Below are 15,419 nucleotides of genomic sequence, written 5' to 3'. Positions count from 1 at the left end.
GCGTTAGATGCGAAAACAACTACTTCGAGGATTGGTGGTCAAATGACCCAGGAGACGGTTACGAACGGCACTGAAGCCCTGTTCACTCGCGAAGGCATGCCGCCCGTTAAGGAAATGATCCCGTGTGCCCTTCAGCACGTACTGGCATCGTTTGCCGGCATCATTACACCGGCGGTCATCATGGCCGGCGTCTACGGCTTTAATAGCCAGCAGAGCACCGACATCATTCAGGTTGCGCTCATTCTTTCGGCAATCGACACGGCCCTTCAGGCCTTCGCTCCCTTCCGTCGCATTGGCGGCGGCCTGCCCATCGTCATGGGCGTTTCGTTCGCGTTCCTGCCGGCCCTTCAGGCCATGGGCGCCTCGGGCTTTAGTTTTGGCGCGCTGCTGGGCGGCGAGATTGTCGGCGGTGCCGTCGCGGTCCTCTTTGGTCTGGCCTACAGCAAGATCAAGTGGCTGTTCCCGCCCGTCGTGACCGGTACGGTCATCTTCTCCATTGGCGTCTCTCTCTATCCCACGGCCGTCAAGTACATGGCCGGCGGTATGGGTACGCCGCTGTGGGGCACCCCGCAGGCCTGGTGCGTTGCTCTTATCACCTTCGCCGTGGTCTTTGCGCTCGCCAACTTTGGCAAGGGCACGCTCAAGCTGGGCTCCGTATTCTTTGGCATGATCGTTGGCATGATCGTCTCCATCCCCTTTGGCATGATCGACTTCTCCAGCGTCGCCACCGCTCAGGTCTTCGCCCTTCCCAAGCTCATGCCCTACGCGCTCGAGTTTGATCCCGAGGTCTGCATTACCCTCGCCGTCGTGTTCCCCATGGTTGCCATTCAGGTTATCGGCGACGTCTCCGCTGCCTGCCTGGGCTCCATCGACCGTATGCCCACCGAGCGCGAGCTCTCCGGTGCTATCGTGTCCCAGGGCCTCACCTCTATGGTCGGCGGCCTGCTGGGCGGTCTTCCCACCAGCGCCCTTGGCCAGAACGTGGGCATCATCTGCTCCAACAAGGTCGTCAACAAGTGGGTCTTTGTGATCATCGCGGCCGTCTTTGCCATCGCCGGTCTGTTCCCGCAGCTCTCTGCCGTGCTCTCCGCCATCCCGCAGCCTGTCATCGGCGGCGCGACCGTCGGCGTCTTTGGCACCATCACCATGAACGGTGTGCGCATGTTCACCCGCGAGGGTCTCACGCAGCGCACCACCACCATCGTCGGCACCTCTGTTGTCTTTGGCCTGGGTATCTGGATGGCCAGCGGTTGCCTTGCCGGCGAGGGCATGCCCACCTGGGTGTCCACCGTCATCGGCTCCAACGCCGTGACCCCCACCGCCATCATGGCCATTGTCCTTAACCTGATCCTTCCGCAGACGCCGGTCGTGGCTCAGCACATCGATGCCGCCAAGGATGCCGCTGTGGATCTGGTCCTGCCCGAGAGCAAGAAGTAACCAATTCGGTGCTATTCGCCGGCGGACGCATCGCCTCGTCCGCCGGCGCCATGCGGCGCCAAGCCGCACTTCAAAGGGCTTGTCCCTTTGGTGAAGCGTTGACGGGAGAGGGCCCGTTTCCGGTGTAGGCCGGCGCTTCGCACTTCCGCCATGTCAGAGGTGTCAAACCCCGCCCCTGATGTTGAAGGGAGCATTTATGCTTCTGGTCGCTAACGGTTCCGTCTTTACCCGCAACGCTCAGACTCCGTTCGTTCCCAACGGTGCGGTCGCTATTGACGGAGATACGATCGTCGAAGTGGGCCCCGAGCGCGAGCTCAAGGCCAAGTACCCGAATGCCGAGTACGTCGACGCCCAGGGCAACCTCATCATGCCCGGACTTATTAACTGCCACACTCACATCTACTCGGGTCTGGCCCGCGGCCTTGCCATTAAGGGCTGCAACCCCACCAACTTCCTGGAGAATCTTGAGCAGCAGTGGTGGAAGGTTGACGACAACCTGACGCTCGACGGCACCAAGGCAAGCGCCTATGCCACGATTCTGGACTCCATCCGCGATGGCGTCACCACGATCTTCGATCACCATGCAAGCTTCTGCGAGATCCCGGGCAGCCTCTTTACCATTAAGGACGCCGCGCAGGAGCTGGGTATGCGTTCGTGCCTGTGCTACGAGGTCTCCGACCGCCGCGGTCAGGAAAAACGCGACCAGGCCATTGCCGAGAATGCCGAATTTGCCCAGTGGGCCGCCAAGGAGCGTCGCGATAACGACAACCACATGATCGCCGCCATGTTTGGCGGTCACGCCACCTTTACGCTTTCGGACGAGACCATGGACAAGATGGCCGAGGCCAACAACGGCCTGACCGGCTTCCACATCCACGTGTGCGAGGGCATGAACGACGTGTGGGATTCCCGCCTCAACCGCGGTGGCATTAGCCCCGTCGAGCGCCTGCTGCAGCACAATCTGCTCGGTCCCGACACCATGCTGGGTCACTGCATCCACGTGACGCCCGCCGAGATGGACATCGTCAAGGAGTCCGGCACCTGGCTCGTCAACAACCCCGAATCTAATATGGGCAACGCCGTGGGCTGCGCCCCCGTGCTCGAGTTCTTCCGCCGCGGCATCCCCGTGTGCATGGGTACTGACGCCTACACCCACGATATGCTCGAGAGCCTCAAGGTCTTCCTGATCATTCAGCGCCACAATGCCGCCATGCCCAACGTGGGCTGGTGCGAGGCCATGACCATGCTGTTCGAGAACAACGCCAAGATGGCGAGCAAGTACTTCGATCGCAAGCTCGGTGTGCTCGAGGCCGGCGCTGCCGCCGACGTCATCGTCATGGACTACAAGCCCTTTACGCCGCTGAGCGAGGAGAATATCGACGGCCACATGCTCTTTGGCATGATGGGCAAAAACTGCCGCACCACCATCATCAACGGCCGCGTCCTGTACAAGGATCGCGAGTTCGTTGGGATTGATGAGGACAAGATCAACGCGTGGACCATGGCTGAGTCCAAGAAGCTCTGGAGCACGCTCAACGATCGCACCTACTAATTCACAAGTAGATTCACGCGCGTCGGGTGTTTCGCCGCATTCGACGCGCGTATAGGCGACCTCCGCGGGGTCGCCGGCGCTGTGCTAGCGCTACACCGTATTTGCGCCCGCCGCGCGGTCTCGCCGGGCGTTACAGAGAGGAGCTCACTATGAGCGACATCATGAGGCCGATCCCGTTTTCGCAGCTGATGAACTGGATCATCGAGGAGCACAAGACTCAGGGCGCCGTCTTTGGCGTGCGCAAGATGGTCACGGCCAACCAGGAGGGTGCGCTTCCCATTTTTGACGAGCGCATCGAGACCCCGTTTGGCCCGGCCGCCGGACCCAACACGCAGCTTGCCCAGAACATCGTGGCCTCTTATGTGGCCGGTTCCCGCTTCTTTGAGCTCAAGACCGTTCAGGTTATGGACGGCGAGGAGCTCTCCAAGTGTGTGAACAAGCCCTGCATCGTGGCACAGGACGAGTGCTACAACTGCGAGTGGTCGACCGAGCTCGAGGTTCCGCAGGCCTTTGCCGAGTACGTGAAGGCATGGTTTGCCTGCCACCTGATCGCTCGCGAGTGCGGCCTGGGCAGCCCGGACGGCTTTGTCTTCAACATGTCCGTGGGTTATGACCTGGAGGGCATCAAGAGCCCCAAGGTCGACGCCTACATCGAGGGCATGAAGGACGCCAGCGGCTCCGACGTCTGGAACGAGTGCCGCGCATGGGCGCTCGCCAACCTGGACAAGTTTGAGCATGTCGACGCCGCGTTCGTCGAGTCCATCCCGGCACGCGTCTCCAACTCCATCACCGAGTCCACCCTGCACGGCTGCCCTCCGGCGGAGATCGAGCGCATCGCGACCTATCTGATCACCGAGAAGGGCCTCAACACCTACATTAAGTGCAACCCCACGCTGCTGGGCTATGAGTTTGCACGTCAGCGCCTCAACGAGCTGGGCTTTGACTACATCGTCTTCGATGACACGCACTTCCGCGAGGACCTGCAGTGGGCCGATGCCGTGCCTATGTTCGAGCGCCTGCTTGCCCTGTGCGCCGAGCGCGGCCTGGAGTTTGGCGTCAAACTGACCAACACGTTCCCCGTCGACGTGACGAGAAACGAGCTGCCCTCTACCGAGATGTACATGTCCGGCCGCTCGCTGTTCTCGCTGACCATCGAGGCCGCCCGCCGCATTACCGAGCAGTTCGATGGCAAGCTGCGCATCAGCTACTCCGGCGGCGCCACGGTCTACAACATCCGCGCCCTGTATGACGCCGGCATTTGGCCCGTCACCCTGGCGACCGACGTGCTCAAGCCCGGTGGCTACGAGCGCTTTAGCCAGATGGCCGGCGAGTTTGCCGACCTGGATGGCAAGCCGTTCGCGGGCGTCTCGCTCGACGCCGTGACCGCGATCCAGACCGACTCGCTCACCAACCCGCTCTACAAGAAGCCGCTGCGCCCGCTGCCCGATCGCAAGGTCGCCGGCAAGAGCCCGCTTTCCGACTGCTTTACGACGCCGTGCCGTACGAGCTGCCCTATCCAGCAGGATATTCCCGCCTACCTGGCGGCTGTTGACGAGGGCCGCTACGAGGATGCGCTCAACATCATCATCGAGCGCAACGCCCTACCGTTCATTACCGGCACCATCTGCCCGCATCCCTGCGGCCGTGCCTGCGAGCGTGCGTTCTACGAGCCCGAGGGCGCCCAGATTCGCGCCAGCAAGCTCAAGGCCGCCCGCGAGGCCATGACTGCGGTGCTGCCCAAGCTGCGCGCCCAGGCTATCGCCAACGACGGCGAGCGCAACGTTGCCGTTATCGGCGGCGGCCCGGCCGGCCTGGCGACGGCGTTCTTCCTGACGCGCGCCGGCGTGCCCGTCACCATCTTTGAGGCCCGCGATTCGCTCGGCGGCGTGGTCCGTCACGTCATCCCCGAGTTCCGTATCGCCAGCGACGATATTTCCCACGATGCTGAGCTCTGCCTGGCCTTTGGCGCCAAGGTGCAGCTCAACGCCCGCGTGAATTCCATTGACGAGCTCAAGGCCCAGGGCTTTACCGACGTAGTCGTGGCCACCGGTGCCTGGATGCCCGGCTCTGCAGGTTTGGGCGAGGGTGCCGAGCTCGACGTGCTGGAGCTCCTCGAGGCCGCCAAGAAGGGCGAGAAGCTCGAGCTGGGCGAGGACGTCGTGGTCATTGGCGCCGGCAACACCGCCATGGATGCTGCCCGCGTGGCCAAGTGCCTGGCTGGTGTGAAGAACGTGCGCCTGGTGTATCGCCGCACCAAGAAGCAGATGCCCGCCGACGAGGAAGAGCTCGATCTTGCTCTTGCCGACGGCGTTGAGTTCTGCGAGCTGCTGGCGCCCAAGGCGCTCAATGGCGCCGTGCTGACCTGCGACGTTATGGAGCTTGGCGAGCCGGATGCAAGCGGCCGTCGCAGCCCCGTCGCCACGGGCGAGACCGTCGAGCTTCCCGCCACCACGGTGATCTGCGCCGTGGGCGAGGGCATCGATGCCAGCCTGTACGACGCCGCGGGCGTTGAGCACGACCGTCGCGGCCGTCTTGCCGCCACCTCCACCGGCGTCGAGGGCGTCTGGGCTGCGGGCGACTGCCGTCGCGGTCCGGCTACCGTGGTCGAGGCCATCGCCGACGCCGCCGAAGTCGCCCGCGCCATCGCCGGCGTGGACTTTAACAAGTACGCCGATTGCAACGAGCAGGCTGGCCGCGAGGACACCTGCTACGAGCGCAAGGGGTCGCTGTGCCGCGACAAGCGCAACTGCACCAAGACCCGCTGCCTGGGCTGCGGCTCGGTGTGCGAGGTCTGCTGCGACGTATGCCCCAACCGCGCCAACGTGGCCATTAAGGTGCCGGGCCTGGCCAGGCATCAGGTCGTCCACGTCGACGGTATGTGCAACGAGTGCGGCAACTGCGCCGTGTTCTGCCCCTACCAGGAGGGCCGCCCCTACAAGGACAAGCTCACCCTGTTCTGGAGCGAGGAGGACATGGAGAACTCCGAGAACGAGGGCTTCCTGGCCGTGGACGAGGACCACTTTAAGGTCCGCGTCGCCGGCACGGTCCGCACCGTCTCGGTCGATGCCGTCAACACCGGTCTGCCCGAGGCCGTCCGCCTGACCATCAGGGCCGTGCGCGACAACTATTCGTACCTTCTTAAGAAATAGGCGAGTCTCTTATGGCCAAATCCATTCAACATAACGTGGCCTACGTTGCCTGCGGAAGTGGTTGTGCCTCCGCAGGCGGCGACGCCCGCTGCAGCGAAGGCTGCATTGGCTGTGGCGCCTGCGTCACGGCCTGCCCCCACGGCGCCATTGCGCTGGTCGATGGCATCGCCCGCGTGGACCGTTCCAAGTGCACGGGCTGCGGCCTGTGCGGCATGGCGTGCCCGCAGCGCGTGATTGCCTTCGTTCCCGGCTACCAGAACATTCTGGTGCGTTGCAACAACACCGACAAAGGTGCCATTGCGCGCAAGATCTGCGACACGAGCTGCATCGGTTGCGGCATGTGCGCCAAAAAGTGCCCCGCCGGCGCTATCCGCATCGAGGACAACTGCGCCCATATCGACGGCGCGGACTGCCTGTCGTGCGGCATGTGCGCCGTCGTCTGCCCGCATGGCGCCATCCACGACCGCACCGGCATCGCCGCTGGCGTGTAGAAGGGAATCACCATGGCACAGGAATTCACTTTTACCGTTAACGGCGTCGAGCGCACGACGACCCAAAACAAACCGCTGCTGCGTTATCTGCGCGACGACCTACACATTCACTCCGCCAAGGACGGCTGCTCCGAGGGCGCGTGCGGCACCTGCACCATCCACGTGGACGGTGCGGCCGTCAAGGCGTGCGTGCTGACCACCGCTCTTGCCGCCGGCCGCAGCATCGTGACCGTCGAGGGCCTGCCCGAGGACGTGCGCGAGGCCTTTGTGTACGCCTTTGGCGCCGTGGGCGCCGTGCAGTGCGGCTTTTGCATCCCCGGCATGGTCATGGCGGGTGCAGCGCTCGTCGCCGAGGATCCCGAGCCTACCGAGGAGCAGATCAAGTACGCCATCCGCGGCAATGTTTGCCGCTGCACCGGCTACAAAAAGATTATCGAGGGCATTGCGCTGGCCGCTGCGGTGCTCCGCGGCGAAAAGCAGATCGACGAGGATCTGGAGCGCGGCGACGACTACGGCGTGGGCAAGCGCGCCTTCCGTATTGACGTGCGCAAGAAGGTGCTCGGCGAGGGCAAGTATCCCGACGACATCGACGAGCTCGATCAGCCGGGTCTGACCTACGCCAGCGCTGTGCGCTCCAAGTATCCGCGCGCCCGCGTGCTCTCCATCGATACCTCCAAGGCCGAGGCCCTGCCCGGCGTGGTGGGCATCCTGCGCGCCGAGGACGTGCCGGTCAACCAGGTCGGCCACCTTATCCAGGACTGGGACGTCATGATCGCCCAGGGCGATATCACCCGCTGCGTGGGCGACGCCATCGTTTTGGTAGTCGCCGAGGACGAGGCGACGCTCGAGAAGGCCAAGAGGCTCGTAAAGATCGATTACGAGCCTCTGGAGCCCGTGCGCAACATCGCCGAGGCCAAGGCCGCCGACGCGCCGCGCCTGCATGACAGTTTCTTTGCCTTTGGCAACACGGTGGAGCTCAAGGACAACGTGTGCCAGAGCCGTCACGTGACGCGCGGCGACGCCGCCAAGGCGCTGGCAGAGAGCGCGTTTACCGTGACGCAGCGCTTTACCACGCCCTTTACCGAGCATGCCTTCTTGGAGCCCGAGTGCGCCGTGGCCTTCCCGTACAAGAACGGCGTCAAGGTGCAGTCGACCGACCAGGGTGCCTACGATACGCGCAAAGAGTGCGCCCACATGTTTGGCTGGGATAGCGAACCCGAGCGCGTGGTCGTCGAGACCATGCTCGTAGGTGGCGGCTTTGGCGGCAAGGAGGACGTGTCCATTCAGCATCTGGCCGCGCTCGCCGCATATAAGTTCCAGCGTCCTGTGAAGTGCAAGCTCACGCGTGCCGAGTCGCTTGCTTTTCATCCCAAGCGTCATGCCATGGACGGCACCTTTACGCTGGGTTGCGACGCCGAGGGCAACTTTACCGGTCTGGATTGCGAGATTAACTTTGATACCGGCGCCTACGCGTCGCTGTGTGGTCCGGTGCTCGAGCGCGCCTGCACGCATGCCGTCGGCCCCTACAAGTACCAGAACACCGACATTCGCGGCTTTGGCTACTACACCAACAACCCGCCCGCCGGCGCGTACCGAGGCTTTGGCGTTTGTCAGTCCGAGTTTGCGCTCGAGAGCCTAATCGACCTGCTGGCAGAGAAGGTCGGCCTGGATCCGTGGGAGATTCGCTACCGTAACGCTATCGAGCCGGGTGAAGTTTTGCCCAACGGCCAGATTGCCGACTGCTCCACGGCGCTTAAAGAGACGCTGCTCGAGGTCAAGGATGCCTACTATGCGCATCCCGGACACGCCGGTATCGCCTGCGCCATGAAGAACGCCGGCGTGGGCGTGGGCCTGCCCGATGCCGGCCGCTGCAAGATTCGCGTCGAAAACGGCGTGGCCGTGGTCTATGCCGCCACGTCCGACATCGGCCAGGGCTGCAACACCGTCTTTTTGCAGGACGTTGCCGAAGCATGCGGTCTGCCGCTTCACTGTATTGCCAACGGCGAGTGCTCTACCGAGAACGCTCCCGACTCCGGTACCACGTCTGGCTCGCGTCAGACGGTCGTGACCGGCGAGGCCGTGCGCGGCGCCGCCTTCCTGCTGCGCGATGCCATGCTTGACATCGAGGCCGGCAAGCCTGCGCCCGCCGCTCCCGTGAGCGCACATGGCGACGGCATCAAGATCGAGTACGACGACGGCCGCGCCTATCAGCTGCACACGCAGGAGCTCGTCGCCGGCCAGGGTATGCATCCTCAGGATCCCGCGGCCGCCATCAAGGCGCTTGAGGGATGCGAGTTTGGCTACGTGTACCTGGAGCCGACCGACAAGCTGGGTGCGGATGTTCCCAACCCAAAGAGCCACATCTGCTACGGCTTTGCCACACATGTGGTCATTTTGGATGATGACGGTCGCGTGAGCGAGGTTTATGCCGCGCACGATTCCGGCAAGGTGGTCAACCCCATCTCCATCCAAGGTCAGATCGAAGGTGGCGTGCTCATGGGTATGGGCTATGCGCTTACCGAGGACTGGCCGCTCAAGGACTGCGTGCCCCAGGCAAGGTACGGTACGCTCGGGCTGTTCCGTGCGCCCGAGATTCCGGATATCCACGCCATCTACGTGGAGAAGGACGAGCTGCTGCCCGTGGCATACGGCGGCAAGGGCATCGGCGAGATCGCAACAATCCCCACGGCGCCCGCCGTACAGAACGCCTATCGCGCATTCGACGGCAAGCTGCGTCCGGATCTGCCCATGGTGGATACGCCCTACAGCCGCGTTCGCAACCGCGGGTAGGGTAGGGCGCGGACAGCCATTACTGACGGGCCGTCCGAGCTCAACATCAACTGCATATGCTGCGCCTCTGGCCCCAGCTCCATCGCGAGTCGGGGCCTTTTGTTTGGAGCGGAAACTGTGTCCCGGAATCATGCCTCAGAGTGGGATGCGCTTTCCGTTAACCGCTCACTTGGAAAGTGCATCCCAGCTTGAGCGTTTATTCCGGGATGCGGTTTCCGCTGAAGGACTCAACCGGAAAGCACGACCCGTTCCGAGACCTGATTCCGGGACACGCTTTCCGCTAGGCCCGCCATCCGGAAAGCGCATCCCGTTTTGAGTGTCCAGGCTGGGACGCGCTTTCCGTTGGCGTGGCCGTTGGGAAAACGCGGCCCAGATAGGGGGGGATGCGATTCGGCGATGCGTGGCCTAGCGGCTCCTACAGGTCCACCTCGTTGAGCCATGTCGGCAGCGCGGTCTGCCGGATGCCTGCCGTCTGCAGCTTTTTGGCGAGCATTCCTGTCGAGCGGACCTCGTTCATGGTAAAGCGCAGCAGAGGGTGACCGTAGAGCGATAGGTGCGCCTCGCGCTGTCGTTCGGCAACGAGCGCCTCGGCGGTGGCGCGTCCGGCCAGCATGGTCTGGTCGGTATATTTGATGAGCCCGTCGAGCTCGCCCAGCGTGAGTTCCCGCGCCTGGCGCTCCCAGGCAAAGTCCGTTCGTATGGGCTTGGCCGAATCGAAGGGGTCCGTCAACTCGTATTGAAGCCAGTCGGGCGCAAAGCCCGTCTCGATCATGACGGCTCGGGCGACCGATTCCCCGCCGCTCTCGGCGCGGGCGTCGGCATATCGAAGCGTTGTGAGGGCGGTGCGAATCGCGCGACCATTGCGGGCAGTCGCTCGTTGCTCAACGGCCTCCATCAGCTGTTCCGGCGCAAGGCCGAGCTTTGAGATCGCCGAATCGGCAATGGGCATGCCGTCGGCAAAACCAGTTTGCAGCAGGCAATCTGTGGCCGTTTGGATGGGCGGCGTTACCGATATGCCGGCTCTGCGTATTGCTCCGGCCGGCTCAATCTGGTGTCGCTGAATATGTGCACCCGGACGAGCCGACGGCTTTGTCGAGCTGCAAACATGCACGACATTCAGGTGTCGCCACGAGACCTCGAGCCCCAGCAGGCAAGCTGCCGAAAACGAGCAGAACGTCCAATCGGGGTGGATGATCGCAAGGGCGCGAATAATCTCGCAATGACGCTGCGCCCGGTTGAGCTCATCCCAGCGCATTTTGCGCGCGAACAAACCCGGCATGGGGGAGACGACCGCGCTGCCGATGCGCCGAAGGAGCGCTTTTCGGATCGCCGCGCTCGGGGGAATCAGACAGCGCCCCTCTTGTTCGGCTTGAGTGAGCAGTTGGTCGATGAGCTGGTCATTGCAATGGGTCATGAGCTACCGCCTCCTTTTGGGTAGCAAAAACGTATCAGCTGGAACTTGCCGCTCAGCTGACCAAAAGCTGACCAAAATCTAACCATGCAGGTAGATGGCCTGTTTTCGGCGACATTTTTACATCCGAATCGGTGGGCGGTAATCGGCGACCTTGAACGGTAGCGAGTTATGAAGACTGGGTAAGTTTCGAGACGTGTACTTTTTGAAAAAGATCATTCTATCTGCTGTTTTGTGTTTCTGGATCGCATATTTGAAGGCATGTGATAAGGGCGGAGGATCGTCGTCTTGTACCTGAGGAAACCGTGACCCGGAATTGCCGCTCGGAACGGGACGCGCTTTCCGGAACGGTCCACGTGCGCTGGTGTACCGCTCCTTTTGCGTGCTCCGCTTGTCGAATTACGTTATAGCTAGCTATATTATAGAAAGGTATAATATAGCTAGCTATAACGTAAAGGAAGGATGGCCCTATGTTTATCGGAAGAACGGCGGAAATGTCCGAGCTCAATCGACTGTATGGCACGGGCTCCTTTGAGATGCCCGTAATCTACGGCCGCCGTCGCGTGGGTAAAACGCGTCTTATCACAGAGTTTATCCAAGGCAAGAAGGCTATTTACTTTCAAGCTCGTCGTACCAATGCAGAGGCAAACCTGCATGGCTTTAGCCAGGCGATACTTGCGGGCTCCGTTGGTGTTGCTGGCGTGTCGTTTCGTAGTTTTGACGAGGCGTTTGATGCATTGGCCACCATGGCTCGCACGGAACGTTTGATTGTCGTGATTGACGAGTATCCCTATCTCGCCCAATCGAATCCCGAGATCAGCTCGTTGCTGCAAGACAAGATTGATCACCTGTACAAAGAGACCAGGCTCATGCTGATTCTATGCGGCTCGTCTCTTTCGTTTATGGAGGAACAGGTGTTGGGCTACGAGAGCCCGCTATACGGTAGGCGTACGGCCCAGTTTAAGATCATGCCGCTCGATTTTATGACGACCCTCGGCCTGTGGCAGAGCATGAGTCGCGAAGACGCTGCAGTTTGCTATGGCATGACGGGCGGCATTCCTGCATATATCGAGAAAGTCGATCCTGCCGTATCGCTCAAGGACAACATCAAACGTCTTTTTCTTACTCCTACGGGCTATCTCTTTGAGGAGCCGAGTAACCTGCTGTTGCAAGAGTGCCGCAATCCCGAGCAATATGATGCGATCGTGCAGGCAATTGCCCAGGGGCGCTCGAGGATCTCGGAGATTGCGAGCTCTACGGGAATCCCTGCGAGCAACGTAAAGAGCTATGTGGATAAGCTGGCGTCGCTTGGGATTGTCGAGCGCGAGCTGCCCCTAAACGAGACGAGCAATAAGCGAGCCGTGTATCTGCTGAGCGACCAGATGTTTAGGTTCTGGTACAAGTTTGTTCCGCAGAACATCGGGCTGATTCAAAACGATATGGCCGAGATGGCGTATAAGCGCATTGAGCCACACGTATCGGATTACATGGGTACGGTCTTTGAGCTTATATGCAGACAATACGTGTACGAACTCGCGCGAGCGGGCCAGCTCGATGTGGTTCCGGCGAGCGTCGGGCGCTGGTGGGGGACGGATAATCGCACGCATACGCAGGAAGAAATCGACTTGATTGTTGACGATGGCGAGGGCACTGCGCTGTTTGCGGAGTGCAAATGGCGCAATGAACCGGTGGGCGAAGACGTGCTGCAAAAGCTCGTGCACCGCAGCGAGCTCTTTAGACGGCAGCACAAAAGCTATGCGATCTTCTCGAAGCGAGGCTTTACGCAAGGATGTCAGGAAGCTGCGGCGAGCAGGGGAGATGCCAAGCTGATTTCGTTTGCCGAGATGTGCGAGCGGAGATAACCAAGCACGCTCTGATGTGATGCTCGGAATGGGTCGCGCTAAGGATGCCAAGCGTAAAACCTTCAATGAAAATGGCGTAAAAACTACATCTGTCATGGCGTAAAAACTACATTGAAAGTAGCGTAAAATCAGCATTGAGAATGGCGTAATTTCGCATATCGCGTGATAGAGAGGGACGGCCGTCTATGGATGCACCAAAGAGATTGACCCAAAAGGGATATAGGCCCCGGCTCATAGAGGAGCGCCTCGACACCCTTATGCGGGCGTTTGGCTGTGTGGAGATCAACGGCCCCAAATGGTGCGGCAAGACCTGGACGGCGCTCTCTCGCTCGGCGAGCGTCTCCAGGCTCGATGAGCCTGCGCAGCGTGCGGCGGCAGAGGTCGACCCAAGCCTGGCGCTCATCGGCGATGCGCCACACCTGGTCGATGAATGGCAGGAGGTGCCCGAGGTTTGGGATGCCGCCCGGCGTTTCGTGGACGCGAGCGGCAACGAACGGGGGACACTTTTGCTCACGGGCTCGACCGCGCTCAAAAGCGAGGAGCGCAGCCATGTTCGTCATTCCGGCACGGGTAGGATCGCCCGTCTGTCAATGCGCCCCATGGCCCTGTGTGAGTCGGGCGACGGCGAGCCGCTCGTGTCACTGGCAAGCCTCTTTAAGGGCGAGGATTTTGCCCCTCAGCGTCGCGAGAGCACGGTGGATGACGTCGCCCGCTGGTGCTGCAGGGGCGGTTGGCCTGCAAATCTTGGGCTTTCGGAAGATCTTGCGCGAGAGACGGCAAGCCAGTACGTGCACTCGGTGCTCGACGTCAACGTGCTGGACGAGGGCATGTCGCCCGAGCTTGCACACGGCCTTTTGCGAGCTCTTGCCATGAACGAGAGCCAGGCTGTCACGTACAAGACGCTCGTAAAGGACGCCTCGTACGGTGAGGCGGGCCCCGACGAGAGGACCATCGCTGCGTACTTGGACCTCTTCAACAGGCTCAAGCTGACCGAGGACCTGTGCGGATGGGAGCCGCCCATGCGCTCGAAGGCCCGCGTTCGCGTGCGCCCCAAGCGCTACTTCTGTGACCCGTCACTTGCGGCGGCGTTGCTGGGGGCTACCCCTGAGCGGCTGCTTGGCGATATGCAAACGCTGGGGATGCTCTTTGAGAATCTCGTCCTGCGCGACGTGCGCGTGTTCCTTTCCACCTACGGCGGTGTCGACAACAGTGTCCATTATTTCCGAGATGAGAAGGGCCTTGAGGTCGATCTGATCGTTGAGCACGACGGGCGCTGGGGAGCCATCGAGGTCAAGCTGAGTGATGCGAAAGCAGACGATGGAGCGAGAAATCTCAAGGCGCTGGAGAGGAAAGTGCTCTCCAATCCTGCCGCCCAGAATGCCGCGCCGGCGTTTTTGGCGGTCGTGGTTGGAAAGGGGAGCATTGCCTATACACGCGACGACGGCGTGGCGGTGATTCCCATGGCGGCACTTGGGGCGTAGTGGTTTTGCGGGCGTGCCGTGCTTCCTTTACCGAAAATCCATTTGGTAAACCAGATGCTCGCGGATAGAATAAAGTTGACGGCAGCCCAAGGGTGATAGCTGGGCAGCGCCGTTGCTTGGTCAAGAGGTCAGTGCCTTAATGGCAGCGACTTGTTATGCTTCGAATGCTGCTTGAGTGCCTCGGAAAGTTCGATAAGCGCCGTGAAGAGCGAGACCAAAGCAACCAAGAGCTCTACGAGCTCTGATGGGCCCGGGATGACCGCTGATTCAAGTCACCGGGCCTAAATCTTTTTCATGCATTTGAATAGAGCGGGCAACTCTCTTGGGGCCGTCTGCATGACGTGTGCCTGGCGCATGGTATTGCGCCCAGCTTTCATGTCCGCGCGGCCACCTATCCTTACGGCAATGTAGCCGCCTATGTAGCAAGCGGCAGGCAACGGAGAAAGGCCCTAACCGTGTCAGTTGAAAAGACGCCGGGTATCTCGGCTATCGATACGACGAACTTTGCGCGCCAGATTGTGCTGGACTTTGAGTTTGCGCCGGTGCCAAAGCAGCGCCAGCGCCGTGGACTGCGCAATGAGATTATCGAGGTCGGCGCCGTCAAGCTCGATAACCGCGGCAACGTTATAGGCGAGTTCTCGCAGTTTGTGCAGACAGAATTTACCGAAGGCGTTGCGTTTCCCGTCCGCGAGCTCACGGGGATATCGGCCGTGGACACCGCGATGGCCGACCCGCTCTATGCGGTGATCAAAAGGCTCAGCGATTGGATCGGTCGCTACTCCGCCCAGGTGGTCGTTGGAGCGGGGCGGATCGTCGACAGCTTTTGACCGAGTGCCAGGCAAAACACATCGACCTTGCCGCATTTCCTACGGACTGGGCCGACCTGCAGGCGTTTTACACCTCGATCATGGACGTGGGCAGCCACGGGTGCGTCTCTTTGAGTGACGCGGCGACGTGGTTTGGTATCGAGTTCGACGCGTCGACGGGCCACGCCCACAGCGCCCTAGCCGATGCGCGCGTGACCGCCAAGCTGCTCAAGCAGATGATGGATGGGGACTACCGCGTGAGTCCGCACGCCCAGGAAGTCCGCCAGCGTTGGGGGATGGGCGAGCGACCCCAGACGCGCCTTTCCAGCAAGTGCCCCGAGCTGAGAGACCTGCTGCTGAGGCTGAAGGCGGAGGGGAGGTAGGCGGGGCAGACAATATTGTCGTTTCGCCTGTGAAGAAGGAACCAATTAACTACAAAG

10 protein-coding genes are annotated in these 15,419 nt (G+C 61.5%); 9 read left to right on the top strand and 1 reads right to left on the bottom strand.

The window, feature by feature from the left end; all coding sequences use genetic code 11:
• The first annotated feature begins 42 nt into the window (after positions 1 to 42).
• The 5 genes from AB5Z54_RS00775 to xdh all read left to right on the top strand — a co-directional run bounded on the left by AB5Z54_RS00775 (position 43) and on the right by xdh (position 9,419).
• Entirely contained in the window at positions 43 to 1,437 is a 1,395-nt protein-coding gene (locus AB5Z54_RS00775; RefSeq protein WP_035137475.1) for a uracil-xanthine permease family protein, read from the top strand.
• A gap of 196 nt (positions 1,438 to 1,633) precedes the next feature.
• Positions 1,634 to 2,989, top strand: a complete 1,356-nt coding sequence (gene ssnA, locus AB5Z54_RS00770) for a putative aminohydrolase SsnA (protein ID WP_368159689.1) — start codon at positions 1,634 to 1,636, stop codon at positions 2,987 to 2,989.
• A gap of 149 nt (positions 2,990 to 3,138) precedes the next feature.
• Entirely contained in the window at positions 3,139 to 6,138 is a 3,000-nt protein-coding gene (gene ygfK / locus AB5Z54_RS00765; RefSeq protein ID WP_368159687.1) for a putative selenate reductase subunit YgfK, read from the top strand.
• 11 nt (positions 6,139 to 6,149) lie between these two features.
• Positions 6,150 to 6,629 carry a 4Fe-4S binding protein gene (locus AB5Z54_RS00760; protein WP_055252516.1) on the top strand — a complete coding sequence of 160 codons (480 nt, stop codon included), beginning with the start codon at positions 6,150 to 6,152 and terminating at the stop codon, positions 6,627 to 6,629.
• A 12-nt stretch (positions 6,630 to 6,641) separates the two neighbouring features.
• Positions 6,642 to 9,419, top strand: a complete 2,778-nt coding sequence (gene xdh, locus AB5Z54_RS00755; protein WP_368159684.1) for a selenium-dependent xanthine dehydrogenase — start codon at positions 6,642 to 6,644, stop codon at positions 9,417 to 9,419.
• A 415-nt stretch (positions 9,420 to 9,834) separates the two neighbouring features.
• Here the strand turns inward: xdh and AB5Z54_RS00750 are convergent, their stop codons facing one another.
• The gene (locus tag AB5Z54_RS00750; RefSeq protein ID WP_349074877.1) at positions 9,835 to 10,833 is read right to left on the bottom strand and encodes a hypothetical protein; all 999 of its coding nucleotides are present in this window, start codon (positions 10,831 to 10,833) and stop codon (positions 9,835 to 9,837) included.
• A 467-nt stretch (positions 10,834 to 11,300) separates the two neighbouring features.
• On the opposite strand from AB5Z54_RS00750, the gene AB5Z54_RS00745 reads away from it, so the two are divergent.
• From AB5Z54_RS00745 to AB5Z54_RS00730, 4 genes are all read left to right on the top strand, one after another.
• Positions 11,301 to 12,692 (top strand): ATP-binding protein, encoded by a 1,392-nt coding sequence (locus AB5Z54_RS00745; protein ID WP_368131881.1) that lies wholly within the window; start codon positions 11,301 to 11,303, stop codon positions 12,690 to 12,692.
• A 275-nt stretch (positions 12,693 to 12,967) separates the two neighbouring features.
• On the top strand, positions 12,968 to 14,173 hold the full coding sequence (locus AB5Z54_RS00740) for an ATP-binding protein (RefSeq protein WP_239057662.1): 1,206 nt from the start codon (positions 12,968 to 12,970) through the stop codon (positions 14,171 to 14,173).
• 455 nt (positions 14,174 to 14,628) lie between these two features.
• The gene (locus AB5Z54_RS00735) at positions 14,629 to 15,000 is read left to right on the top strand and encodes an exonuclease domain-containing protein (RefSeq protein ID WP_368135034.1); all 372 of its coding nucleotides are present in this window, start codon (positions 14,629 to 14,631) and stop codon (positions 14,998 to 15,000) included.
• Positions 14,997 to 15,362: a hypothetical protein gene (locus AB5Z54_RS00730; RefSeq protein ID WP_368135033.1), complete on the top strand. Its 366-nt coding sequence runs from the start codon at positions 14,997 to 14,999 to the stop codon at positions 15,360 to 15,362. Before AB5Z54_RS00735 ends, AB5Z54_RS00730 begins: the two co-directional genes overlap by 4 nt.
• Positions 15,363 to 15,419: the final 57 nt, after the last annotated feature.

Origin of the sequence: Collinsella aerofaciens (genome assembly GCF_040910185.1) — a bacterium.
In the GTDB taxonomy this organism is placed as follows: Bacteria; Actinomycetota; Coriobacteriia; order Coriobacteriales; family Coriobacteriaceae; genus Collinsella; species Collinsella aerofaciens_BF.
The sequence above is the reverse complement of the archived record's forward strand: the minus strand, read 5'-3'. Positions and strand labels throughout refer to the sequence as shown.